Source organism: Bacillus luti (assembly GCF_001884105.1).
Lineage (GTDB): Bacteria > Bacillota > Bacilli > Bacillales > Bacillaceae_G > Bacillus_A > Bacillus_A luti.
The window spans coordinates 78,438-104,458 of sequence record NZ_MACI01000069.1 but is presented as its reverse complement, the minus strand read 5'-3'; the positions used below and the strand labels follow the sequence as shown (position 1 = coordinate 104,458).

Genomic DNA, 26,021 nt, shown 5'->3' with positions numbered 1-26,021 from the left:
GAAACATTTAGAAATACCTAAATAAACTCAAATTGAATAGGCATATTCTTTTGTAGGTAATCTTACTATCTCTCGAATGAAAGGTGATTTTTCTATAATATCCTCTAACTCTCCCTCACTATAAACATAAATACCACCTACATATGAACTGTAAGCCTTTTTTTCGGTGATTACCGCTAAGCTGCTATTTTTCTTATGAAAATCACCCTCTGTTCCTTTTTCAAATGCTAAACTTTTAGTTGCCGAATAATATAGCTGGATTAATGCTGCTATTTCTACGTCGTTTGATTTTTCAAAACACTTTAATTCATTGAAAATTATTCCATCATGTAACGGAAGAAAATCCTCTACTGCTAACTTCTCTCTTTCATAAAAGAAGTTTTGAAGCTCAGGCGTATAGAAAGAAAGACTTTTCTCTTCTATCTTTTTAAAAATCTTTTGCAACAATAAGTCTTTACCTATCACAAACGGGTTGCCAAATCCATTATGATAAAGCCCTTCTTTCATTTTCATTAGTTGTTCGATTAAAGGGATTCCTAGTTCTTCAATTACAAGTTTACCGTTAACGAAACGCATATAAGTAATCAATTCTTCTATCCGTAAACCTTCTAATTCAAGCGATGAGTAATATAAATCTCTATTCCAAAAATCTAATTGATCCATTCCTAATGAATTAAATAATAGTTCATCTATAATTTGAAAAACTCCATCTTCTGTTAAAGCTTTCGTTACATCATCTAATAATCCACATGTCTGATTTAAAATCATGCGTATTTCTTCATCCTCTTGAATGATTCGTACAGTCCAATCACCATGATCTTCACCTGATATTTGTTGAAAGCAATGTGAATATGGACCATGTCCAACATCGTGTAGGAGAGCTACAACAGATAATAATTTCCTCTCGTATTCTGACAAACAAATGTCACCAATATCTGTAAGATGTTCTATCACTTTATTTACTAATACATATACACCTATTGAATGCTCTTTCCTCGTATGTATTGCGTTTTCGTGTACAAAGTATGTATGTCCTTGTTGTTTAATACACGCCAACCTTTGAAATGCTTTTGTATCTATTAATCGAAGGATATCTCTATCACGAATAGAGATTGTTCCATAAATCGGATCATTAATTTGCATGTATTCTCCTCCTATTTTTATAAATAAAAGCTCACATTATTATACTTAATTTTCAGTTTATTATCATTAATATATGAGAAATTTTTAACAATCTTTTCATTTTCTCTTCATGAAAACTGGGCTAATATCCTTTACAATATTACTTATATGAGACATAAAAGAATTGAAATAGCAATCCCCTATGTAAATAAGGTATAATCTACATATAGTAAACCTTTTACATAGTTAATTAAAAGGGATGTCTATGCAAAAATTCATGAACTAGAAGGTGCAACAATGTTAAGTAGTTTTATTCATTCCGTATTAACGTTTTTTGAAGGATTAGGTTATTGGGGCATTATGCTTGGATTAATGATTGAAATTATCCCGAGTGAAATTGTCCTCGCTTATGCTGGATACTTAGTATCAAATGGAAGTATCTCATTTGTAGGTGCAGTTGTATTCGGTACAATTGGCGGTGTTATTGCCCAAGTCTTTATTTATTGGATTGGCCGATACGGTGGTCGCCCTGTATTAGAACGTTACGGAAAATATATTTTCATTCATAAAAAACAAATCGATGCTGCTGAAGATTGGTTTAATCGTTATGGAACTGGCGTAATTTTCACAGCGCGCTTCATTCCAGTAGTGCGTCATGCGATTTCAATTCCTGCTGGTATTACAAAAATGCCATTGCTACGTTTCACTACATTAACAGCACTTGCGATAATTCCTTGGTCAATCATTTTCATTTATTTAGGTGAAAAACTAGGAGAAAACTGGGAGAATATTAACGATATTGCTGGACCGTATGTGAAATCGTTCGCAATTGGTGGCATCATACTTATTCTTTTATACTTCGTCATCAAAAAATGGACAAAAAAACGTAAAAATCTTGCTTAAAAATATAATAAAAACCGCTAACATTCATTAAGAATGTTAGCGGTTTTTATTATATGCTTGATTATATATTAGAAATTGTATTATTTCTTCTTTATGCTTTAAGTCATGTTGAATGAGTGATGAAAAATAATGATCTAGTCTCACTTTTTTAGTACCAATTTGAAATGTATTATGAAAATTATAGGCAGGAATTCGCTCAATTTCGTCTACTAATTGTTTACGAGTATAGCTAAATTGGTTAATAAGTTCTTCTCTTGAAATACCTGATCTCGCGTATATCATTGCACTCTTATTCATTTCTTCTACATCTGTTGGAATGTGAGGTACTGATTGAGTACTAATAAATTAAGGAATTCGATACTTCATTACAAATTCATCCCAAACGATAAAATGTGAAATCACATCTGCAATTCCCCATGAACCTTTTCTAAAAGATTCAAACCATACATCATGAGTTACACACTTAAATATTTGACACCATTCTATTAAACTTAACTTTTCTTCCAAAATACTTTCTTTCTCCATAATTCATTCCTTCCTCGTTCACACTTATAACCGATTCATATATAACTTCTAGAAATTACATAAAAAACCTCCAACTTAAGATTTACGTGGATAAGCAACAATTCACTCATTCATTTCGTATATTATCTCAAAAAGGAGTGATTCCCCTATGCATTGGCAGCAAAAAATACAATACTTAATCGGACGCCCTATCGGTATTTCCTTCATCAATGGGCAAGGAACTTCTGGTGTATTATGTTCAGCGCATGATGGTCAATTATATGTGTATGAATACCTGTACCAAGCTCAGTTCGCAATGAAACATTATGATTTTAGACAAATTCAAGATATACATGCATTTCCGAATTGCCCACACCAAAATCCTCTATACTAAGAAACCGGAACGGCTAATAGCCATTCCGGTTTCTCTACTTTATTTCTCAGCATAAAACTTCTGTACCGCTTCATCAAAGTAAATCCAACCTTTCCAACCTAAATGAATTGTATCTTTTAAGAAATACTTATCATATTCATGGCCAGAAAAATCAACTACTGGATATCCTGCTTTTTCAACTTGCGCGCGAACCTTATTATAATACACATCACGGCGTTCTTTCGGGAACCCAGCATAATCATACCAAGGTCCATTTACAGGAACAGAAACAAAGAGTGGTTCGACATTTTTTTCTTTGAAAAGATCTAAAACAATTTGTAAGTCATCATATTCTGGTGATTCATCATACGATTCATTTGCTCTAAAGTTTTTTAGCCCTTTTAATTTTTTCTTAAAATTATGTTTATAGTAATACGGGTTTTCAATTCCGAATGTATTTGTAGTAGACTCAGCTTTCCCTTCTTGTTCTGCATGTTGACGTGCATCTTCCCAAGATAGTGAACGTAGTCCCATATTTGTTTTTTCTTTCATCGGTTCAATCTTAAATAAGGAATTAAACAAATCCCTATGATCTAAAATGTTTCGATGCATATAAGCGAGTGGTTTAACTATCCCTGCCTTTATGTTATGTTTTGTGTCATTATATACAATACCTTCTAATGAGTTTCTTAATATATCATCTTTACGAACAACTTTATAATCTAGTAAACGTTTCGCAATTTTTTTCTTCATTTCAGGATTTATCTCATCATTAAAAATAAAATGATATGCTTGTTGCTTTGAGAAATTGTTAGTGAAATCCCCTTGTGATACCCCTGTCTTTGTAAACCACTGTGGTGATAGAACAAAGACTACCTTTTTACCTTCTAACTCATCCATTGTAGACGTCATATTTAATATATGAGCTAAACTTTGTGTACCACCAATTCCAATTAAATAAGGTGTAAAACCTGCTGGATTTACTTTAAAATAATTAGACGGATGGTATGCATCCATTCGTAAAAATTCTGATGAACCGTACATCGGTAAATACTGCGAATTCTCTAACATTTTTTGCTGTAAGAAAACACTTTGTAATTTTTCTTTTTGTAAGGAAGTTGCTGCATCTTCAACTTTCTTATCGCTAATAAGTGATACGAAACTTTTAGATGGAATAAGCACGACAATAAAAAAGAGTAGACATGCTATAATAATCGGACCAAAAGCATGCTTCATCTTCATCGTCTATTCCTCTTTCTCTCGCTATTACATTGTAACCCTTGTTTTTGACACGTCATTTTTTTCTCCTTTTTCTCTATACATGTTCCATTCTATTTATCTATTATATACATGTATGTATTTCTTTCCTTGTTCTATTAAACCCTATATAAATAGCGCAAGAAAATGTTTCCATAGAAACACGTTAATTATACAAGATTCTACATACATTTCACACTGGAATTTTAGTAATAATTTTATTTTTCAAAGATGAAAAAACATAATAAATGTCTATAATTCATTTGAATATAAAAGAAAAAACAGACTATCACACGTGTGAAATCTGTTTCTCCATTCCTTTATTTTTGTACATCTGCCCACTTCAAACTTGTTGCTGGACCGAATTGATGTACGTATAAATCTTTCACGTAAGGTTTTTGCAAGTAAGATAACCCGCGCTGGAATACCGGTGCAATTACTGCATCATTCAATAGTATTTTTTCAGCATCTTGCAGTGCTTTCCAGCGTGCTTTTTCATCATTACCCAGTTCTGTTTTAATCTTTTTAATTAACGCATCATATTCCGGATTTGCATATCCGGTATTATTCACACTACTTCCAGAAAGGAACACTTCTAAGTAAGTCATTGGATCTGGATAATCAGGTAACCAACGTGATAATGACATTTCATACTCTTTCTTCTTCTCAAGTGCTAGTTTTTGAGTATGCGGCTGCAATTTCACATTTACTTTTAAGCCTGGTAAATTTTTCTCAAGCTGCTCTTTAATGTATTCTCCTACTTTTTTAAAGTTTTCTAGGTCATAGTTTAATAGTTCTAACGTCACTTCATTCGTGCCTGTCTCTTGTTTTGCTTTTTCCCAATACTCCTTAGCCAGCTTTACATCTGTCTTATTAAACTCACCTGCTGTACTTCTAAAATCTTTCTTATCTGGTCCCTTTAAAAATCCTTTTGGTACGTAGTAGTTTGCAGCTATCGAGCCATCGTTTAAAAATGAAGTTGCGAGGCCTTTCTTATCAAACACTGTACTCAGCGCAAGGCGTGCATTTTTATTTTTAAGAATCGGTACATTTTCATTAAAACGGAAGAAGTACATAACCGGATCTGTATATTGTTTTAGTTCTTTATTCGTTTTATATTTATCTACAAATTCTGTAGATATGACCGCTCTATCAACTTTATCTGTTTCATATAAATTTACCGAAGTTGAAATTTCTTTTACAATTTGATAGTTGACTTCATCTAATTTCACTTCTTTTTTATCCCAATACTTATCATTTTTCTTCATTGTAAAACTAGCTTCATGCTTCCACTCTGATAATGTAAATGGCCCATTGTATATCGTTTTGTTCGCTTCTAATCCGTATTTATCACCTTGCTCTTTCGCATACTTTTCATTAATTGGATAGAAGGATGGTAAAATGAGTAGCTTCGTAAAATACGGTACAGGATGTTCTAGCTCTACAACGAATGTTTTATCATCCTTTGCTTTTACTCCTAACTCATCTAGTCCTAGTTGTTTTTTATTTATTTTCTCTGCATTTTTTACATCATACGCAATATATGCATATTGAGAAGCAGTGTCTGGGTTAATCAGTTGCTTCCAAGCGTATACATAATCATGAGAGGTTACTGGATCTCCATTAGACCATTTTGCGTCACGTAAGTAGAACGTATATGTCTTTCCATCTTTACTCACTTCATATTTTTGCGCCCCTGCCTGGATCACTTCATCATTTTTTGATAAGCGGAATAGCCCTTCCATTACGTTATTTAATACGTTAAACGATACCGCATCTGTTACTTTACCTGAATTTAGTGATGGAATTTCACCTGTTTCTAGTAGCTGTAATACTTTCTTCTCATCTTTCGGTTTTGTAGCTGTTTTTTCTTTTGCACAGCCAACTAAAAATGAAGAAACTAATAGAGTACTAACTAATGAGTAGCGAACAACCTTTTTCATCTAAAAACCCCCTCTATGTTTTAAGGTAAGTAACGACGTGCACCAGCGAATTCTTCTATATATCCTGGTGTATTTAGCGGTATAATTTCTACCGATCTTTCAGCTTTTGGAGAATGAATCATATTTCCATCACCAATATACATGCCAACGTGATGAACACTACCTTTCCCTTGATTATGAGCAAAGAAGATTAAGTCTCCCTTTTGCAAGTTTTCTTTATCAACTGCAACTCCAGCTTTTGATTGCGGTCCAGAATCTCGCGGAATTGTAATACCGTGTGATTTATAAATCGTATGTGTAAATCCGGAACAATCAAATCCAAAACCACTTGTACCAGCCCATATATAAGGTAATCCTAAAAACATTTTTCCTGTGTTTATTAAATCATCGGCCATCGGAGCCGGAATAGTATTTTGAGAACGATAAACCGTTCCATCATTTTTCCGTAGCCACGCCTTCTGACCATTTGGCAATAATACGCGATATGAAATTGCATCTTCACTAAGTAGCGGCAAACGTGTATTATAGCTAACTTCCAGCGATTTATGTTTTTCAGAAGGATTAATATATAAAATGGCTGTCGGTTTCGTTACTAATACGAAAGGTTCATTTGTTTTATCTGCAAATTCCTGATTATACGTTAATTGTTTTTCAGGCATCCATCCCGGATAACCTTCTTCGTTTCGTGGTGTTGGCTGACCATGGACTAACACTTTCGCCCAGTCACCTCTCTTATCAATAACAGTTACTTCTTGACCAAGTAGTGCTTGCGTTTCTAATTTATTAGCACTTGTTAACCATAGTTTCTCATCAAGCGTCATTGATTTCGTCCACTTCCACAACTCAACTGGATTTGTTGCGCTTGGTGTATCAATTGGTCGTAATGAATCAGGCGCAGTCCAAAGAGTAGCTGCTGATACATCTATAAATGCTTTACGATCCTTCTTTTCTTCCGCATTTACCGATGTAAACGATGAAAATATAAATAAAGTTGTTAAAAATACAGTTCCTACTTTTTTCATATATATATCCCCCTTAAAAGATAGTTAATTTTTCACTTCTTCTAAGATTAAATATTCACTGTAGAATGGAGGTTTACCTTTGAACCAGAATATGACATTCCTTCAGGATCTTCCATTAACCACAGTGGTGCGTCAAGGTCAAAGTAATGAATATTAGGATGAGCTGCCGCTAAATGGGCAACAGCACTAACAGAAAGTGAAGATTCCATCATACTGCCCACCATACACTTCACACCAGCTGCTTCTGCAATATCTGCGATACGCCATGCTTCACGTATGCCACCACATTTCATTAATTTAATATTGATTAAATCTGCGTATTTTCCTTGAACGAGTTTTAATGCATCACTTGCTGAAAATATACTTTCATCAGCCATAATTGGCGTCCCTACATTTTCTTTTACGTACTTTAACCCATCCCAATCTTTCGCGTGTACTGGTTGTTCAATAAATTCAATATTTAAATTACGATTTTCCATCTCTTTAATGATAGATACCGCTTCTTTTGGACTCCAGCCTTGATTCGCATCCAAACGTAACGTCGTATTTTTTGGTACCACATTTCGAATTGCCTCAATGCGCTCCAAATCTAAATGTGCCTCTTTCCCCACTTTAATCTTTAATGTTTGAAATCCTTTTTCTATATGTTTCTTCGCTTCTTTTGCCATAAATAAAGGTTCATCCACACTCACTGTAATATCTGTATGAATCTCTTTCTTCCCGCCTAATAATGCATATAATGGCACATTTTGATATTGGCAATATACATCGTATAAAGCGATATCTACTGCTGCTTTCGCACTCGAATTTCCAATGCAACTCATTTGAATGCGCTGTAATAATTGTTGGAATTGAAGTATATCTTGGCCAATTAAACACGAACGAATCGGTCCTACAATCGCCTCTTCTATCCCGTTTGCAAAGTCACCAGTAATAACTGGTGTTGCAGTTGCCGCGCCTTTGCCGATAATCCCTTTATCTGTATGAACAAACACATCGATACTTTCAATTTCTGTTACTGTACGAAGTGCTGTTTTAAAAGGGGTATGAAGCTTTACTTGCCGGCGCTTCACTTTTACATTAGTAATTTTCATATCGTTCATCCTTTCGTTGTCCAATAAAGCGAAACATTAAATTGAAGAAATTGGGCTTTTATGTGCAATTAATTTCTCGTTTACTTTTACTGTAAGTGAGCTACTGACCATTAATGTGTAATAAAAAAATCCAGCCATAAGAAAGATTCTTACGGCTGGATTTTGTCTATGAATGTGTAGACAAAGCAGCGATCTGATTATATTTTTTCTGCGCATCTTTTAGCGCCACAAGTAGAGCCTTTTGAGATGAACCGAAATAACGATTATTTATTTGTATTAATAAATCTGGATCGTTAATGTTTTTATGTAAAAATAAATATTTAACGAACTGAAATGTTAATGCAATTGTTGCTGAGCAATCTGCATCAACAATTTTCCCTGTATCCTTTTCAATTACAAATGCTACAAAATAGCTTTTAAACTTCTCTGTAATCGGATTGTTTTGAGGAGATTTTGCATCCCCTACGATATAAATCGTATTTGAAGCGTACACAGCTATCTTCCTTTCTTAAACGAGGATAACGGTTTTCTTAACAGACGTATGAGCAGTAAACTCAACGTTGATTAAAAAATGTATCCGCTTACGCATATTATATAAAATTATCAGAATTTTAACAACATTTATTTTTACATATATTCCATAATTAAGGATATTCATTTATATAACTGAAGAAAGGATTTAACACTTTACCTTAAAATATGTCATGCGTCATTGTACCATGACAAGATTTCATTTCTTCTTTTCCACACTTCTTACACAAATAAAAAACAGTTAGCTATCGCTAACTGTTTCGTTACTTTGGTAATACAAACACTGTTTCGTTCGACTTAGAAAATTGATATTCTTTTCTCGCAAACTTCAAGATTTCTTCTTCATTATCCGTTAAATTCTCGATATTAGTCTTTAAAGACGATTGATCCTTCTTTAATGAAACTAATTGCTTCTTTTGATTCGTAATCGTATCCTTTTTATTCATTATTATCTCTTGTTGCTTCGTTAAAATATATTGAACGTACAAAGTAGTTGCCGCAATAAAAAGAGCCATTAAAATAAGCCGCCTTAACTTCTTTTTGTTTATAGTACGATTGTGACTAGGCTGTGATTGTTGCTCTGGTATATTAGGAACATTTACTCGTTTGAGTTTCCTCATTCAAATCCCCCTAACCCATATTTTTCACTACCATCGGCACGTTTTCTTACTTAACTAAATTCTATTCTTATAAAATAAGCTCCTTCACAAAAATATCTCATAAATTAACCAATTAAAGATAGCATTCGACGACATTTCCATATTTCCACCGATTTTTTTTATGTATGCTGCAATAAAATAGTAGTTTATGTTATTCTTTTTCTACTATTGTAGAAGAGTTTTCTTACTTAGCACAGGCTCTCCTCAATATAAGGATTAACATATAAGTCTATATCAAAATCAGCTTTAATTCTGTTGGCGAAATCAATCACAGAAATATCTAAATGAAATGCTGGTGTATGTCCATCGTTCATTTTAATTACAATGGTGAACCTACATTCTAATCCAAATTCTCTTTTTAGTTCATTTATAATGGCTGACTTATCTTTTATTTGTACAATTACTTGCTCCATCATTTCCCCTACATCAAGTGATTCCTTATATCCTGTACCTAGTTCCCATGATGTATAGCTTCTTGTTCGACTTTCGCTATCACTTTCATTTGTTTTGCTAATTATGTCTCCTTTGCTAAAACTTTTTGTTGGGCTTACTTTCAATCGTTCTGAAACAACCTCTAATGGGAATTTATCTCCGTACAGATTAAAGTAAATCATGACTTGAGTCTCATCCAATACTCTCACACCTTTATTAAAATAATAACATTCTTTAATTATTCTATTTAAATATAAACTAAAGTTTAACCTACAACCACTGCACTTTTAATTGTACTTCTATTAAAAATGATGCATTCTTTCTCTATTTAAAAAGTTTACATAATACTATTATTTTAATGATTTATTATTCCAATAAAAAAACAACCCGCTTGTTAACGGATTGTTTTTCACATTTCATTTTTGTATTTTTTTAAATACTATCGTTTTTTATCACAACTTCATTGCAGTTACAAAAATGAAACGAAATTATAATTTGAAAACAGCAGCACTTTACACGTATCAAACAACAGTTATTTATTTACTTTTTTCAATTGAAAACTAAAATAAAATTAAGCCTTACATTTGAAAAAACTATGTAATAAGTCTTTGAAATCAAACTAATCTATAACAATTCTGCCTTCTACCCTTACCAGTTTCCTTTAACACATATGACTTTAAAACAAGCGCAGTTAATGAATCTGTTAGTGTTTTGTAAGATAAATTAGATAACGCCAATAGATCGTTCGTATATAACATTCTATGTTTCTCTAATAATAATAGTACTAATCGTTCAGACGGTTTTAATCTCTCATCACTTTCTAGTATAAAATCTATATTTTTCATTTCCCTAATTATTACTCCTTATATAAAAAAATACGTTGAATGGTTATTTAATATAAAAATAATACATAACAAGATTTGAATTATATTAAAATAACATCATCTTTAAACACTATTATACTATAACATAAAAAAGCATTTCCCAAAATAGGAAATGCTTACTTAGTATACCATGCGTTACACAATATCGATTGCCACATGCGGTTTACTATAGTGACTCGTACCACCGCCACCCACTATTACTTTTCCACCTTTATCGAACACTAATAATTTTCTCGAACCATCAGCAAGTAATACAATTACTTCTGCACCATTACTTGTAGCTATATAATTTACATAACCACTTTTTGAAATACAAGTTGTCCAATTCTCATCGAACTCTGATCTTAAAACTCTATTCGAATAAACTTGATTTTCGACTCTTCCTGGTTGTGCATTTTCCAAGTTTATTTCCCTACTTTCTTATATTAAATTTTCATTTAAAATAACGATTATTTTACAATAATCTCCTTTAATATAAGTATTTTATGAAATTTTTAGGAGAATGCTTGGACGATGAATGCATAAATTCAATAAGCTTTATAATTTAAATTTCTCTTTAATCATTTTTGCTACTACTCTAGCAGTTACATGCGTGTTATTAATTTTTATATATTCTTCACTTTTAATTTCACCATGCAGTGAATTCACCCTATGTTTTTTTAATGTCTCTTTTAAATTTTTTTCAGACCACTCAATATCTCTTTTTTTCGGTTTATGCTCTAATCTATGCGGACTTTTATTACGTTCTAATCGTTCATCTAAGTCTGCTTCCAGCTCTACAAAATATACTGTTCCACCTTTTGATTCAAAAATACTTACTATATGATTTATATATTCCCAGTCAGATTGTAGGTCAAACGCCCAAACATATGTAAATATCATTCCATATAAGTTACTTTTAGACACTTCTTCAAATAGTTCATTCCGAAACAAACTCACTAACCTTTTTGCTTCCTTAGTACTGTAATCAAAAAATGGACTAACAAAATCAATTGTCATATGATTATGAAACAGCTTCAAATCGGTTATTTTTTCTAATTCATGTCCAACCGTCATTTTCCCAACTGCTTGTGGGCCAAATATTATTATGAATTTCATATTTTTTCCTCCGAACCACATAAGATTGAAAATAAGGCAGTTACTTTTATAGCAACTTTAAAATTATCCTGAAGAAATGGAATAATGACTCGTCCCAATTCTAACATTTCTTCGAGAATTTTAAAAAACGTTCTTGGTAATATCGATTTCCATATAATGTAATTCCATTATATAATATTCCCTTCAAAATAAATATGTGGAATTCTCAAAAGGAGGATATGATGAATTCATTAATTGGATTTCTTTTTCTTCTTATCGCTTTTAATACACTAATTTTCTTTATAGCAAAGAAATATAAGCAAACATGGAAAATAGCTAGTTGTATTTTCATTCTTGCTTCTCCCCTTGTTTTCTTCACCACTTTGCACGTGATTGGTGAAAAAGTAGGAGATGGGTTCGCTGGAGCTATTGCGGGGCTGACCTTTAGTGGGCTCTTATTCATTAATGCAATAGTTTTATTTGTTATAAGTTTTTTTGTTTCTACCAATAAAAGTTCATAATATATCATCACATTTCTATACAGTATCATTTCAAAAAAACAAAGAACTTACTATCGTAAGCTCTTTGTTTTAACCATTTATTTCACAATCGGTAATGTCACTTCACTTAATTTTACTGTTAGTTTCGTTCCAGCTTTCGGTCTAATTGTATAGTCGTAGTCACTTGCGATTAAAACTACTCCTATTTGATGCCCAGCTTTAAATACATAGTCATCTGGTTGCATGTCCCATGTAAATGTATAATCTTTACCTGGTTGAAGTGCTGTTGAATTTTTTATACTATTTAAGTTTTGCGGATCCATCCAACCTCTCGTAACGATTTCAGGCTTCGCTCCGCCGTAATCAACAAGTAATGCCGTTAAATTAGATACAGAGCGATCAATATTTCCTTTAAATGAAATCTTCGGTGTACCGCTAATACGTGTATCTTTTTGCAGTACAGGCATTGTGTACACTAATCGATTTGCTACTTCTAGCTCCGGTTTTTCTACTAATTGATTTGATTTGATTTTTGCATCATCTACAATCGAGAAAACTTTATTAATAGATCCCATACCTAATGGTAAATTAACTGCTTTATTACTTAAATACATACGAATTTTTGATGGAACAGCTGCTGGATCTGGCCAATTTTTCAACTTTTCCCATGTTTTATTTTCTCGTTGTACATCAACCATTGGTTCATCCATAATTCCATTTTCAATTCCGTACAACCAATAGTCTAACCATTTATTTTGTGTTTGCTGCCAGTTATTACTTGATGTTCCGCCGTGTCCACCTTGATGTAACCACATTTTACGAGGTACATCATTTTCTCCAAGCGCATCCCACCATTGCGCGAACTGCTTCGTTTTTACATTCCAATCATTTAAACCATGAACGACGAATACGCTTGCTTTTATGTTTTTAGCATCTTTGACATAGTTTCGTTTATCCCAAAAATCATTATAATCACCAGTTTTCCGGTCTTGTCCAGCAGTGAGTTCTTTAATTATCGGGCCACAAACTTCTGGATTCTGTCTTGTCAGCACTGCCTCTGCCATATTATCTGTATCTTCTCCTTGATATCCACCTGGAGCAATGACTGCACCATTTGCGCGATAATAATCGTACCAACTACTAATCGCTGCGATTGGAATAATCGTTTTTAATCCTTCAACTCCAGTCGTTGCAACAGCATTTGGTAATGTACCATTGTAAGAAACCCCTGTCATACCTACATTTCCTGTAGACCAATCAGCCTTAACTTCCTCACCATTTTCTGTGTATGCCTTCGCACGTCCATTCACCCAATCAATGACAGACTTCGTCCCAAGTATTTCTTGTTCATCTCCAGTTGTAGGACATCCATCTGATTTACCAGTCCCAATACTTTCCCCTAAAATAACAGCATAACCTCTTGGCACGTAATAGTTTCCGTATGAGCCAAGATTAACCGCCCCATATGGCTTTCCACCATACGCATACAATTCTTCATCTACATTATAAACTGGAACATCTTTTAACCCTGACCGATACGGGCTCATTTCATAAATAACAGGAACTTTCACATTTGGATCAGTCTTTGGACGCATAACCTTTATCGATACACGGTCCCTTTTACCATCGCGATCACTATCAACTTCTGTCTCTACAAATAAATTTTCAATAATTGCTTCATCAAGAGAATAAATTGGTTTTGTCATCCCATTTTCTAATTCAATTTTCGTACTGCTTGTCTCTTCTTTCTTCTCTGCATGCACATCCGTTGTCAAGTTAGGTATAAAAGTTGCAGATAGCATTGCTGACAGTGTAATTGCTATTTTCTTTTTACTCAAAATGTTCCCTCCCCTTAATTGCTCTCTTTTACTATATAACAAAATAACTGAAAATTCAGTTTTAATTTTATATAAAAGTTGAGAAATTATCTATTATCGATAATTTCTCAAACAGTAAAAAAAGACTAATCCTACATTAGCCTTTTTTTATATTCACATAAAATTGTATCTCTTCATTTATAATAGAGACACCATAATCAAAACTATGTCTCTCTAAAATACTTTTTACTATCGCTAGTCCTAATCCTGTACCTGATTTTTCTTTACTTCGCGAAGACTCTAAAACGTAAAAAGGTTCCCAAATTTTATCGATATCTTTAATTTGTTCAGCATCAATACCGTTTTGAATACTAAAATAAACACCATCTATTCTCTCTTCTAAATTAATTTTTATATTTTGATTCGTAGTATATTTGATTGCATTAGAAATAAAGTTTTGAAACACCATTCCCATTTTATTTACATCCGCATAAACAATCGAATCATCCGCATTGTATTTCACTCGCAACTTAATTTCTTTCGACTCCAATTCAATCTTATGCTTATCTATTATACTTTGGACTAGTGGTTCAATAGGGAATTCTTCTTTTTGTAAACTATCTCTTTCTAATTTGGAAAATCGTAATAGTTCTTCAATTAAGTTTGATATTTGATCTGTTTGTTTAATAATGGTATTTAAGTATGTACCATCATCTAAACCGTCTTTTATTCCGATAGAGTATGCTTTTACTAATGCGATTGGTGTTTTTAATTCATGAGTAACATCACCCATGAATCGTTTTAAATGTTCATTCCGATCTGTTAAATCTTGATGTGCCTCATGTAACTTATCGCTCATAATATTGATACTATTGGCTAAGTCGCCTATTTCATCATTCGTTTTCACTTTCGTTCGTTTAAACTTCAAACGTGAAATATCTTGAGCTACATCACTTAGCTCTTTCAGTGGCGTCGTTATTATTTTGGAAAGTATCCACACAAGTAAAATAATAAGTAGGAGTGAGAAACAAAAAATGTATAAATAAAATGTATTTAACGTTTTTATAATTTCGTTAGAATGTGCAATAGAAGTCCCAATTAAAATTAGCGAATCATCTTTCGCAATATATTTAGCAAAGAAGCTGGCTTTTAACTTCTCTTGATCATACAGTTTATTCGATTGCCCTTCCATTTTCACTTTTAGTACTTCGTCTTTCGTAATCCAAAGTTTATTTAACGTTACTTTCTTTTTCGTAAGTTGCATGCGTAAAGCTTCATTCATATCATCTTCTGACTGATTGATTGGTGTATATGCAATTGTAACGTTATTTTCACTTTCGATTGTATGAATAACTTCTTCAAAATCTTTAACCGATGTATTTTGTATTTGTGTTGTAAATTCATCCAAATTCTCACGTGTTTTGTAAATATGATATTTCGGTAAGAGATAGTTGATTAATAATAATGAAATCGTAAAAATTAGAATGACCGTTAAAGAAATGCTGAGAAATAGCTTTTTTCCGAGTTTATTCACTTTGTTCCTCCAAACTATATCCAAGCCCGCGATGCGTCTTTATAACATTCTCTCCTATTTTCTTACGCAATCTTCTTACATGCGTATCAACCGTTCGCTCTTCCCCAAAATAGTCAAATCCCCATACGATATCTAACAGCTTTTTACGAGTTAAAATCATCCCTTTATGTTGCAAAAAGCACTTTATTAACTGTAGTTCGGTTTTTGTAATTTCTAACTCTATATCATTTTTAAACACTTTATTTTTCGCGAAATTGATCTTAACATCTTGCACTTGAATTACATCATCATGCTGTACAAGCTTTTTCGCTCGAGTAATTAATACCCCTGGATGAAATGGCTTTTTTACGTATTCATCTGCTCCACTTTGAAGCGCAGCTAATTCGTCTTCACTTTCACTTTTCGCTGTTAGCATTAACACTTTTACACTTGAATTCTTTTTTATTTCCTGACAGACTGCAATACCACTCTGTTTCGGCATCATCCAATCTAATATAGCTAAATCTACTCTCTCATCATAAAAAATTTGAAGTGCTTCTTCCCCGTCTTTCGCTAACAAAACCTCAAAGCCTTCTTTTTCAAAATAAGCTTTTAAAATTTTCAACATATCTTGTTCATCATCTGCGATTAATACTTTCACTCTTATTCCTCCATTACTTTTAAGCAAAAAACCAATTGTATCATACAACGTCTTTGTTACATGAATGTGACAGAAAAATATTTATAGCATCTGAGGGCATAGTAATAATGAGGTGTTGTATTATGTTTAAAAAAATCGGGGTCATTGCTTTTCTGTTTTTCTTATTATCAACAAATGCTTTTGCAAATATAAATAAACAAATTGAAGTGTTTGATTGTCAAAAAGAAATGGTCGTTCAAAAACAATCTTTAGATCCAGCAATTGAAAAAGAGGCAGTCCAATACGCTAAAGCAATCACTGGTCCATTTAAAAACTTAAACGTCGTTCCGAAAGATGGCCATATGATAAAAATCCCTTTAACTAAACCAGTTTCTATCGCAAATCAATGGTTACATTCAACGATTGATGAAGTACTTATTTTACTTCCTCTGAATGAAAAACCTTATATTATGCTTTACGATGATGAAAATAATCCTCATTTTTATTATGTGAAAGGTGATCCAAAGGTTCTATTGAAACAGATGAAAGTTAAAATGTAATTGATTACAGAAAAGTTACCTCATCAACTAAAATTTAGTTGATGAGGTTCTTTTTTGTACTATTAAATTGGTATACGAAATTATACAAACATTATTTTTACTATTAGCCTTCAAAAAATGATAGCTACTTCTATACGCAATTAAACCGTTATCTTTAAGTTTGAAATCCCTCTAAAACTCTCCCTATTTTTAAGTTCCAATCCTTATATAATCATTTAATTGTCCACACTGATTTGTTGGACAAGCGTCAACTCCCCCACTGAGATAAAACGTTTCGGCGGGGGCTTGAGTTTGAATGCTAGGTCTTTTCGTCTATTACTAGACTGTTTGACGCTCTAGCATTCATGCCACCTTTTTGTATCTGTATGTAAAACAACAATTTGAAAATATTTTTCCGTATGACTTAATAGGCGATTTAATAATAAGTTCCCTAACCCTGTACGCCTATAGTCCTTTGAAATATAAAATCTCCTTAACCGGCCAATCTTATTGTTTTCTGTATATGGATCCACATTTAACCCTCCAATTCCAATTAACTTTTCTCCTTGAAAAATACCATATAAACATTCAACAGTTTTATTAAATGTATTTATCTCATTTTCATATTCATTTATTAGTTTTAATAGGAAATTAAATCCTTCGTCTTTACTTTCTTGAACAAGATAGTCGTATTCGTATATCATTAAATCTTCAATTTGTTGAATGTATATATCTTTCAAGTTAATTCCTCCTCTATGAAAATACATAAAAATGCTCAAGAATCATTTATTCTGAGCATTTTTATGATTATTACCTTATTCAACTCGTAGCATGCGTATTCTTCACTCCAGATACTATCCCCTTCAACTCCAGTAAATCATCTATTACTATATCTGCCTGAGCAAGTTCCTCTTCTTGCGCAAAATCAAAATTGCATCCAATTGCGATTAAACCGTTATCTTTCGCTGCATTTATATCAGATAATCGGTCACCAACTACAGCTGCTTCTTTTATATCATATTTGTTCAAAATACTTTTTACTAAGTCGCTTTTATTAAGTGAGTTTATTTGTTCAATACTAAATGTTTCAGTAACCCATTGATCTAAAGCATAATACGATACAATTGCTCGTAAGTATTCAGTTAAACCATTACTAGCAATATAAATTGAACAATTATTTTCTTTTATGTATGTAAAAATTTCTTTTACGTTCGGATATAAGGCACCTTTTCCGCTTTTAATGTTTTCAATTAATCTTTCTAAAAAATATGCATCTGTTTGTTCTCTTACTTCAATAGAATGATTCGGTAATAAAGCTTCCCAAACTTTCGGTAACGGCACACCCATGATTTCACGGTATTTTTCAATTGGCGTTACCGTATCCCATAATTGTAATGATCTTAAATGATCAAAAGTATCATCTAACGATAACTCTAAAATTTTATCAGTTTGAAATAACGTTCCGTCCATATCAAAAATTAATGCTTGTAACATGTCATTCTCTCCTTTTGAACTATAAGTTTTACTCGAAATATTTTTCAGCATCTCAACGATAATTTCTGAACAATAATTTGCGGCAGTTTTCGCGAAGTCATCATAAGAAATTTGAGCTTCATCGTCTGCACTGTCAGAAATACATCGTATAACGAGAAATGGTACTTCATTTATGTAGGCGACATGTCCAATTGCTGCACCTTCCATTTCTGTACAATGCGGTGCATATTCATCTATTAATTTCGCTTTTAGTTTTGAATCTTCAACAAAACATTCACCGCTTACAATTCTTCCTTCATGAACCTTCATATGTAAATTACTGCTATTGCACGCTTTACGTGCTAATTCTATTAATTTCTTACTTGCATTAAATTCTTCTTGGAACGGGAATAAGTTTTTCATTTGAGTCTTACTTACATCATGATGGGTAACATTTGTTGAAATCACTATATCACCAACTTTCACATCCGGATGTAACCCGCCAGCAACACCCGTATTGATGATAGCATCTACATCAAATTTATGAATTAATGTTTGCGTACATGCGGCTGCATTTACTTTCCCTACACCAGAACGTGTAATAATTACTTTTGTTCCCATGAATTCGCCAATGTAAAAAGGCATTCCCGCAATCGTCTGTTCTTCTTCTATAACTAGTCTTTCTAAAAGTAAGTCTATTTCAATTTGCATTGCTCCGATAATGCCGATTCTGTTCATGTATGTAGTCCCCTTTTTCACTCTAAAAAAGCCTCAAATATTCATCAATGTCTTTAGAAATTTGTCTAAAAGCGTTATCCCAGAATGTATAGCTTGCTATATCTATTTCAAAATGTTTTTTCATAAGTTCTTCCACAGGAGATTTTCCTGTTTCTCGTAAAAACTTTTTATAGTTCGAATGAAAAGTACCTTTACTTTCTTTCGCTATCTCTAATAAACTAAAACTCGCCAAATATCCGAATGTGTATGGATAATTATAAAAAGGAACATCAGCAATATAAAACTGAACATATTTCATCCATACAAATGGCTGATATTCACTTAAAGCATTTCCATACGCTTCTTCTTGTGCCCTTATTGATAGTTTTTCAATTTCATCAGCACTTAAAGGACCATCTTTACGTTTCTCATAAAACTTCTTCTCAAATTGAAACGATGCTCGAATAGCCATAACATAATTAAAACAGTTTCTTATTTTCCAACTAAGCAATGACTTTTTCATATCAATACACTCTGTAGTTTCAATTAAATAGTTTATGAGTACAGTTTCAAAGAAAATAGACGCCGATTCAGCTGTACTCATTGGCAAATAATCATCTAAAAATGAACTAGACTGTTCAAAACTCATATTATAAAAATGCCAAGCGTGACCTAATTCGTGAGCAAGTACTCTTAAACTATCGATACTTCCGTCATATCGCATAGAGATTCGCGATTCCTTTTCACTGAAAAAAGGAGCGCAAAACCCACCTGGTGGTTTATCATCTCTCGGTTCCGCATCTACCCATCCATTCTCTATTGCACCCCGTGCAAATTCTCCTAATTCTTCATCTATATTTTTTAATGCATCATATATGTTTTGTACTGCTACCGAAAACGGGATCACGTTCTCATTATTTTCTTTTAACGTCATGAGTTCATGCCATGTAATTGAAGCTTTATCCTTCTTATATACGTTTAAAACACTTACTAATTTATCAAGATTTTCTTCTGTTGCATTCCACATTTGCAATAATACAGTTTCTGAAATGCCATTCGCACGAAGTGATTGTGTTAAAATTTCTCTATCTTCTATTTCATTACTTTTTGCATTACGTAATCTCCCTATTTGATTCAATACAGTGGCAAAGATCCCTTTTTTTCTTATTCAAAGCATTTGTAAGAGAATCAAATACTTTTAATCTTTTATTATGATCATCACTATTCATTGCAACGTAGTTTGCTTGTCCATAAAATAAAGTTTCTTTACCATGTATTACTTCAATCTTGTTTCGTAATTGTATATACATGTTTTCCAAAGCTTTTAGTTCATTTTCTAATAGGCTAATAATTGGATTGTTAACACTTTGTTCCTTACTAGATTCTATTAATAGTTGAACTTCTTTCTTTAATTGATTTGTTTTTACACTTAGTAAAGCATCTTCAGGTTGTTTATCATCTTCAATAGATCGGCAATATAAGTAATACTCTGCTTTTTCGATTTCCTGTATAAGTTGTGAAAGGATTACTTGGTCTTTTGTTGCTTTATATTCTACTGTTAGCTGTTCTATAGAAATCATAAGTTCCTGTTCATTGGAATATAATCTGCATAAATCCCAGTTAGTCGGAGCTTGTATAAGCATATTCATTTTATTAGCCTCCTATTTTTACAAATAGTTACAGAAAGTTAATCTCTCCATAATTATATACGAACCCACAATATTTTAATATTTTTAAATATTCTTCCTTAAATGAATCCAGTTTAACATTTCTTATTTTTTCCTATTTAAAAGTCTACCTTTTTTCCAATGTAAGTAGCATTACAGCACTAGATCTACCGCTATTGGAATAAGTATCACTCCTCCAATAAAAGGATAAACCGCTACACAACATGTAAACGCAATAATAGAAAAAATTTCACTTAGCCTATTCTTTATTAACTTAACTCCAGCCACAACAGAAGGATATCTTCACTCTTTAACGAATACAGGATTATAAATAAACTTATCAAAAGTGGTGAGATAAATAGGAAAACAATTTAATTTCTTATTAGGCGATAAAATGGAAAAATGTATAATTAACCAGCTTCAGAGCGCAGGTTGTGTTTTCGCAGCAGCAGAGGCTCGTTTCCTTATCTCAGAGGCACGAACTCCTGATGACCTTAAAAAAATGGTGAAAATGCGAGTTGATGGTTTACCTCTAGAATATGTTGTTGGATATGCAGAGTTCTGTGGTTTGAGGATAGAAGTGGACCGAGGTGTTTTCGTGCCGCGCCAACGTACCAAGTTCCTTGTTCACCAAGCTGAAGCCCTGTCATGCTCCAATGATATCATTGTTGACTTATGTTGCGGATCAGGTGCTGTAGGTGTCGCACTGTCGGCAGCTTTAGGACAAGTTGAATTATATTCTGTTGACATTGACCCTATCGCAGTACAATGCGCTGGCCGCAACGTAATGGATTTCGGTGGCCATGTTTTTGAAGGTGATTTGTATAAATCTCTTCCCCTTTCACTTAAAGGTCATGTGAACACCTTAGTTGCGAATGTACCTTACGTTCCTACTGAAGCTATCAAACTGCTTCCACAGGAGGCTCGCCTATATGAATCAAAGTTGGCGCTTGACGGCGGAGTGGATGGACTTGACATTCAGCGAAGAGTAGTAGATGAAGCGGTTCTCTGGCTAGCACCAGGAGGACATCTTTTGATAGAGACGAGTGAAATACAGGCACCTCAGACATTTGAAATTTTCACTCGTGCTGGCCTCACTACGAAAGTGGTTAGAGACGAGAAACTGGACGCTACTGTCGTTATCGGATTGAATTCTGGTTTTTAGATTAAATAAGTACTTAGCCTTAATCACAAATGAAATAATAATTTTCTTAGCATTATAACAATAAACAAAAAGGATTGATCAAAAGATCAATCCTTTACTCTACTTCATTTAAGAAAAATAACGTAATAACACCAGGTCCTGTATGTGCTCCGATTGCTGCACCAATTGTATTTACGATAAATACTTCACAGCCAAATCTTTCTGTAATTAATGCTTTTAATGCCTCGGCCGTTTCTAAGTCATCACCATGAGTCATAGCGATCGTTTGACCTTTTAAGTCTTTTCCGCGCTCTTCCATAATATCTACAATTCGGCCAAGCACTTTCTTTTTCCCTCTTACCTTTTCAAGTGGTACAAGTTTTCCTTCTTCCACGTTTAAGATCGGCTTAATGTTTAGTAAACCACCGATGAATCCTGCTACTTTACTTAAACGTCCACCTCTCACTAAGTACTGTAAGTCAGCTACAGTGAAGATATGTTCCATATGGTTCATTAGAAAATCAACACGCTTTAAAATATCTTCTTTTGATGCGCCGTCTTTCGCCATTTTAGCAGCTTCTAATACGACAAGCCCTTGACCAAGCGAAGCACATTTCGTATCGATAATTTCTAAATCTAAATCAGCATATGTTTCTTTTACTTCTTCTTTAATAACAACTGACGATTGATATGTACCAGATAGTTCAGATGAAAAAGCTAAATATATACAAGGATTACCTTCTTTTGCATAAGAAACAAATTTTTCTTGGAACGTTTCAAGTGAAGGCAATGACGTTCTATACACTGCGCCTTCTCTCATGTTTTGCAATAATGTAACTGAATTTAATGTAACTCCATCTAAATACTCTGTTTCTGCTTCATCATATACACGGAGTGGAATTAAATCAATATCATATGCCTGCAGCAATTCTACCGGTAAATCCGCCGCACTATCCGTAATGATTTTAACACCCATTTTTAAACCTCTATTCTGTTAAAAATATAAATATGAAAATAAATAATAGTACTTTTAAATTATATACGTAAAACTTAAATGAAGAAAGGAAAAGACTTTATATTATATGCACTATTCTTCAAAACTTGAACCGCTGAGAAAAATGATTTCGATTTATCCCCTTTTCACTATGTAATAAGCTATATATAATAAGAATATTAATACTTTTCCAAAGGAGGAGACATATGGGTATACAACTAGCCACCTTTCAAGATTTAGAATGGATTAATAAACAATACGAATCCATAGGATTTGTACCAAGTGATTTAAATCGAGATAAAGTTGCGATTATTACATATAAGGGTGAGTATGCAGGTGTAGGTCGTTTAGTCCAAATTGACGGAGAGACTATGGAAATGGGTGGTATTTTCATCGCCCCTAAATTTAGAGGGTTACAATTAGCAGGAGAACTCGTTTCATTTTTAGTGCAAACAGCGAAGAAATTACATATTCAAAATGTATTCTGTCTCCCTTTCGAAGAATTAAAAAACTTTTATAAAAAATATGGTTTTACTGAAGTAGATACAACACAAGAGGTTGTCCATCCAATTATTCTAAAAAAATATAATTGGTGTTTAAAAACTTACGATAAACATGTATTACTATTTAAGTTGTGAGTTTTCTTTACTTGTAGGGGATATACCTTCTAATATACATCATGTTTTAACGAAGATTTATTCGTTTCATCTATCAAATAATTTTTTCAAACAATCCATCAGTTGTATTTCGCATCTTTTCCCATCCCTTATTTGCTAGCTCGTTTAAAAATTTACTAGCATTATTTTGAAGTTTCACTATTACATACTCCTGAAGATATTATTAGCTAATTTTTGGAGATGTAATCATTTATATAATCCGCACCCAAGCTTCCTGTTCTTGTAATAATTGCACTGTTAATTTCAATACAATATTTTGTATTAGCTGATACGCGTTATCATGAGATATACTGCGCTCTGAAATAAATTCTATACGTTGAAAAATATAACCTTCTACAAGTAAACTCCCTTTTTCAATTTTAGATGAATTATTTCCTTCCTTTATTATTTTTGGCAATAAGAATTCTTTTTTTGTTAAAATAATTTCCTGTGACACCTCTTTTATCCCTATAACTTTTTCTTTAAATTCTACTTTTTCTTGTAAACTAACTTCACCTTTATATCTCCCTATTTCTATTGGTAGTTTCGCAGTTATATAATTATTTACGTCTGCTTCATCTTCCTTCTCTAATATTATACCGTGGATAGGAATCCACGAAGATGCATCTACCCAATTCCCTTCCATATTCCCTTTTACTTTTTGATTAGGAATTTCTAAAAGCACTCTCTTTTCATAAAGATTTGAAGAAATTAAATTACAATTAACTCCTTCATGATAATGTTGCACTGTAGTTAATAACTTAGCATCCAGCTCACGCCCGCCTACATCTTGTTCATTACGAAATACAAACGCCTCTTGAGTTTTCACATTAATATTAGGGAATTTTATAAAACTAGTCACATCCGAAATAATAGAAAATGGAGTTTTTACTACTATTGAACGTACTGAAGTCTCTATTTTCGATCCTGAATCTATACTTTTTTTCTCTAATCCAATTTTTTTACTTTCTTCCTCTAATCCAATCTCTTTACCTTCTTTTGCTGATCCAGTTTCTACATCTACATCTTTCTCTTCCTCTAATCTAATTTCTTTATTTTCTTTTACTGATCCAGTTTCTTCTCTTTCTTTCTTTAACTCAATTGTCATTTCTTCTTTTTCTGGTTCAATTACTACACTTTCTTCCTCTAATCCAATTTCTTTACCTTCTTTTGCTGATTCAGTTTCTTCATCTTCTTCCGCTAATCTAATCTCTTCATCTTCGTTTACTGATTCAGTTTCTTCTCTTTCTTTCTTTGATTCAATTATCATTTCTTCTTTTTCTGGTTCAATTACTACATGTTCTTCCTCTAATCCAATCTCTTTACCTTCTTTTGCTGATCCAGTTTCTACATCTACATCTTTCTCTTCCTCTAATCTAATTTCTTTATCTTCTTTTACTGATCCAGTTTCTTCCCTTTCTTTCTTTAACTCAATTGTCATTTCTTCTCTCTCTAGTTCCATTACTACGTCTTCTTTTTTTGATTCAATTTCTTCAATCTCCCCTTTTTTTCTTATTTCGCCCGAATCATCTTGAACATTCAGCATTTTCCCTTTGTAAACTTTGTTCCATATTCCCTTACCAACCCATGGCTTATTCATCACCATCCCCCCATCTGATGAAATTCATAAGAATATGCTTTTTGTACGCGAGCATTTCATCATTATATATGTTTTATAATAATAAAAAAGACATTGTCTTTTTATTAAAGACAACGCCTTTTTTATTTTTATACTTGTACTTGTTGTACTTGCAACACTTTTAAAGTAAGGTCTAGTACAATTTTTTCACGAAGAGTTTCAAATGGCTCGTTTAATTCTGTTGGACAAGGGGAAAAGTCTAACTCGAAAAATTGAGCGCTGACTAATTCGCAATACGGTTGTTCATTATAAAAAACTGTATTTTCGAAGAAGTATTTGTCTAAACGTGGTAGATCACCATTTTTAGGATTAATAAAGTGAGAAGTAGTATCTGAGGAAGCAGCTACTAAAGCTTGTGATAGAAAATCAGCTGCTGTTAAATCTGCAAAACCAGAAAATGGAACATTAGCAACGCGGTCATATAGCACTCCATTACACTCATCATTTGCATATTCAATATTTTTACGAATATATCCTTGTACAAATAATTTTGCTCTTGTAACTCGGCGGTAATTTGTACCTGGTACTGGAGTAAATGCTACAGGAACTAATTTACACTGTGTTAAAAATACATTTTTTAAGATACGTTTAATTTCAACTGCTGGAGGATCTAATGAAATATCAGATTCTACAACAATTTGAATTGTTCTTTCTGCTAATACAACTGGTATTTTTACAATCGGTGCTCCTGGAGTAAGAATTGGTGTTGCAGCTGCATCACTTAATGGTGTTTGAGTTTGTCCTTCTACTTGACATGGTACATTAATTGGGCATTGTTCACTCATATTTTATAATCTCCTTTATAAAAGAATTTAGAGTTTTTTTACTCTCTTTACTGTATATGTACTTTTTCTATTAATGCGTGGGCTTGTATCATAGTCACTTTTATCATTTGCAAATATAAAGAGTATTTTCTCTTTA

General features: G+C 32.8%; 24 protein-coding genes and 4 pseudogenes. 6 read left to right on the top strand and 22 right to left on the bottom strand.

Annotated elements, in window-relative coordinates; genetic code table 11:
* Positions 1 to 27: 27 nt before the first annotated feature.
* Positions 28 to 1,143, bottom strand: a complete 1,116-nt coding sequence (locus BAQ48_RS16595; RefSeq protein WP_071711955.1) for an HD domain-containing protein — start codon at positions 1,141 to 1,143, stop codon at positions 28 to 30.
* A 276-nt stretch (positions 1,144 to 1,419) separates the two neighbouring features.
* Between BAQ48_RS16595 and uptA the strand changes: the two genes are divergently transcribed.
* Positions 1,420 to 2,025 carry an undecaprenyl phosphate transporter UptA gene (uptA, locus tag BAQ48_RS16590; RefSeq protein WP_071711954.1) on the top strand — a complete coding sequence of 202 codons (606 nt, stop codon included), beginning with the start codon at positions 1,420 to 1,422 and terminating at the stop codon, positions 2,023 to 2,025.
* Positions 2,026 to 2,061: 36 nt separating this feature from the next.
* Here uptA and BAQ48_RS16585 read toward each other — a convergent pair.
* Positions 2,062 to 2,550, bottom strand: a pseudogene (locus tag BAQ48_RS16585) (DinB family protein).
* Positions 2,551 to 2,698: 148 nt separating this feature from the next.
* On the opposite strand from BAQ48_RS16585, the gene BAQ48_RS16580 reads away from it, so the two are divergent.
* Positions 2,699 to 2,923 (top strand): hypothetical protein, encoded by a 225-nt coding sequence (locus BAQ48_RS16580; protein ID WP_000558703.1) that lies wholly within the window; start codon positions 2,699 to 2,701, stop codon positions 2,921 to 2,923.
* A gap of 39 nt (positions 2,924 to 2,962) precedes the next feature.
* On the opposite strand, the gene dltD is transcribed toward BAQ48_RS16580, so the two are convergent.
* From dltD to BAQ48_RS16530, 10 genes are all read right to left on the bottom strand, one after another.
* Positions 2,963 to 4,144 carry a D-alanyl-lipoteichoic acid biosynthesis protein DltD gene (gene dltD, locus BAQ48_RS16575; protein ID WP_071711953.1) on the bottom strand — a complete coding sequence of 394 codons (1,182 nt, stop codon included), beginning with the start codon at positions 4,142 to 4,144 and terminating at the stop codon, positions 2,963 to 2,965.
* Positions 4,145 to 4,479: 335 nt separating this feature from the next.
* Entirely contained in the window at positions 4,480 to 6,102 is a 1,623-nt protein-coding gene (locus BAQ48_RS16570; RefSeq protein WP_071711952.1) for a peptide ABC transporter substrate-binding protein, read from the bottom strand.
* 20 nt (positions 6,103 to 6,122) lie between these two features.
* Positions 6,123 to 7,124 carry a C40 family peptidase gene (locus BAQ48_RS16565; RefSeq protein ID WP_071711951.1) on the bottom strand — a complete coding sequence of 334 codons (1,002 nt, stop codon included), beginning with the start codon at positions 7,122 to 7,124 and terminating at the stop codon, positions 6,123 to 6,125.
* A 47-nt stretch (positions 7,125 to 7,171) separates the two neighbouring features.
* Positions 7,172 to 8,227, bottom strand: a complete 1,056-nt coding sequence (locus tag BAQ48_RS16560; protein ID WP_116758530.1) for a dipeptide epimerase — start codon at positions 8,225 to 8,227, stop codon at positions 7,172 to 7,174.
* 157 nt (positions 8,228 to 8,384) lie between these two features.
* Positions 8,385 to 8,711 (bottom strand): DUF3870 domain-containing protein, encoded by a 327-nt coding sequence (locus BAQ48_RS16555; RefSeq protein WP_071711949.1) that lies wholly within the window; start codon positions 8,709 to 8,711, stop codon positions 8,385 to 8,387.
* 301 nt (positions 8,712 to 9,012) lie between these two features.
* A complete protein-coding gene (locus BAQ48_RS16550) occupies positions 9,013 to 9,369 on the bottom strand; it encodes an FtsB family cell division protein (RefSeq protein WP_001228735.1) in 357 nt (118 codons plus the stop codon).
* A 227-nt stretch (positions 9,370 to 9,596) separates the two neighbouring features.
* Positions 9,597 to 10,040 carry a DUF4279 domain-containing protein gene (locus BAQ48_RS16545; protein WP_071711948.1) on the bottom strand — a complete coding sequence of 148 codons (444 nt, stop codon included), beginning with the start codon at positions 10,038 to 10,040 and terminating at the stop codon, positions 9,597 to 9,599.
* Between the two features lie 414 nt (positions 10,041 to 10,454).
* Positions 10,455 to 10,685 carry a hypothetical protein gene (locus BAQ48_RS16540; RefSeq protein ID WP_000789034.1) on the bottom strand — a complete coding sequence of 77 codons (231 nt, stop codon included), beginning with the start codon at positions 10,683 to 10,685 and terminating at the stop codon, positions 10,455 to 10,457.
* 174 nt (positions 10,686 to 10,859) lie between these two features.
* Entirely contained in the window at positions 10,860 to 11,126 is a 267-nt protein-coding gene (locus BAQ48_RS16535; protein WP_000426493.1) for a hypothetical protein, read from the bottom strand.
* Positions 11,127 to 11,261: 135 nt separating this feature from the next.
* A complete protein-coding gene (locus BAQ48_RS16530) occupies positions 11,262 to 11,822 on the bottom strand; it encodes an AAA family ATPase (protein ID WP_071711947.1) in 561 nt (186 codons plus the stop codon).
* 218 nt (positions 11,823 to 12,040) lie between these two features.
* Here BAQ48_RS16530 and BAQ48_RS16525 point away from each other — a divergent pair, with 218 nt between their 5' ends.
* Complete coding sequence (locus BAQ48_RS16525) at positions 12,041 to 12,322, top strand: hypothetical protein (protein WP_071711946.1); 282 nt, start codon at positions 12,041 to 12,043, stop codon at positions 12,320 to 12,322.
* Between the two features lie 77 nt (positions 12,323 to 12,399).
* Here BAQ48_RS16525 and BAQ48_RS16520 read toward each other — a convergent pair whose 3' ends face one another.
* The 3 genes from BAQ48_RS16520 to BAQ48_RS16510 form a co-directional block, all read right to left on the bottom strand.
* Positions 12,400 to 14,139, bottom strand: a complete 1,740-nt coding sequence (locus BAQ48_RS16520) for a Xaa-Pro dipeptidyl-peptidase (RefSeq protein WP_071711945.1) — start codon at positions 14,137 to 14,139, stop codon at positions 12,400 to 12,402.
* A 136-nt stretch (positions 14,140 to 14,275) separates the two neighbouring features.
* On the bottom strand, positions 14,276 to 15,652 hold the full coding sequence (locus BAQ48_RS16515; RefSeq protein ID WP_071711944.1) for a HAMP domain-containing sensor histidine kinase: 1,377 nt from the start codon (positions 15,650 to 15,652) through the stop codon (positions 14,276 to 14,278).
* Positions 15,645 to 16,292 carry a response regulator transcription factor gene (locus tag BAQ48_RS16510; RefSeq protein ID WP_071711943.1) on the bottom strand — a complete coding sequence of 216 codons (648 nt, stop codon included), beginning with the start codon at positions 16,290 to 16,292 and terminating at the stop codon, positions 15,645 to 15,647. The genes BAQ48_RS16515 and BAQ48_RS16510 overlap by 8 nt, the downstream gene beginning before the upstream one ends.
* A 122-nt stretch (positions 16,293 to 16,414) precedes the next feature.
* Between BAQ48_RS16510 and BAQ48_RS16505 the strand changes: the two genes are divergently transcribed.
* A complete protein-coding gene (locus BAQ48_RS16505) occupies positions 16,415 to 16,831 on the top strand; it encodes a hypothetical protein (protein ID WP_071711942.1) in 417 nt (138 codons plus the stop codon).
* A gap of 350 nt (positions 16,832 to 17,181) precedes the next feature.
* Here the strand turns inward: BAQ48_RS16505 and BAQ48_RS16500 are convergent.
* The 4 genes and pseudogenes from BAQ48_RS16500 to BAQ48_RS28295 all read right to left on the bottom strand — a co-directional run.
* A pseudogene (locus BAQ48_RS16500) lies at positions 17,182 to 17,550 on the bottom strand (GNAT family N-acetyltransferase); the annotation flags it as partial.
* Between the two features lie 79 nt (positions 17,551 to 17,629).
* Positions 17,630 to 19,021 (bottom strand): 5'-methylthioadenosine/adenosylhomocysteine nucleosidase, encoded by a 1,392-nt coding sequence (locus tag BAQ48_RS16495; protein ID WP_071711941.1) that lies wholly within the window; start codon positions 19,019 to 19,021, stop codon positions 17,630 to 17,632.
* 22 nt (positions 19,022 to 19,043) lie between these two features.
* Positions 19,044 to 20,649: pseudogene (locus BAQ48_RS16490) on the bottom strand (M3 family metallopeptidase).
* 171 nt (positions 20,650 to 20,820) lie between these two features.
* A pseudogene (locus BAQ48_RS28295) lies at positions 20,821 to 20,952 on the bottom strand (APC family permease); the annotation flags it as partial.
* 109 nt (positions 20,953 to 21,061) lie between these two features.
* Here BAQ48_RS28295 and BAQ48_RS16485 point away from each other — a divergent pair.
* Positions 21,062 to 21,832 (top strand): putative protein N(5)-glutamine methyltransferase, encoded by a 771-nt coding sequence (locus BAQ48_RS16485; RefSeq protein ID WP_071711940.1) that lies wholly within the window; start codon positions 21,062 to 21,064, stop codon positions 21,830 to 21,832.
* A gap of 94 nt (positions 21,833 to 21,926) precedes the next feature.
* Here the strand turns inward: BAQ48_RS16485 and BAQ48_RS16480 are convergent, their stop codons facing one another.
* Positions 21,927 to 22,787: a DegV family protein gene (locus tag BAQ48_RS16480; RefSeq protein ID WP_071711939.1), complete on the bottom strand. Its 861-nt coding sequence runs from the start codon at positions 22,785 to 22,787 to the stop codon at positions 21,927 to 21,929.
* A 224-nt stretch (positions 22,788 to 23,011) separates the two neighbouring features.
* On the opposite strand from BAQ48_RS16480, the gene BAQ48_RS16475 reads away from it, so the two are divergent.
* Positions 23,012 to 23,443: a GNAT family N-acetyltransferase gene (locus BAQ48_RS16475; RefSeq protein WP_071711938.1), complete on the top strand. Its 432-nt coding sequence runs from the start codon at positions 23,012 to 23,014 to the stop codon at positions 23,441 to 23,443.
* A gap of 229 nt (positions 23,444 to 23,672) precedes the next feature.
* Here the strand turns inward: BAQ48_RS16475 and BAQ48_RS16470 are convergent, their stop codons facing one another.
* A complete protein-coding gene (locus BAQ48_RS16470; protein ID WP_084064741.1) occupies positions 23,673 to 25,061 on the bottom strand; it encodes a BC_2427 family protein in 1,389 nt (462 codons plus the stop codon).
* 128 nt (positions 25,062 to 25,189) lie between these two features.
* Positions 25,190 to 25,885 carry a CsxC family protein gene (locus BAQ48_RS16460; protein ID WP_071711936.1) on the bottom strand — a complete coding sequence of 232 codons (696 nt, stop codon included), beginning with the start codon at positions 25,883 to 25,885 and terminating at the stop codon, positions 25,190 to 25,192.
* Positions 25,886 to 26,021 lie beyond the last annotated feature (136 nt).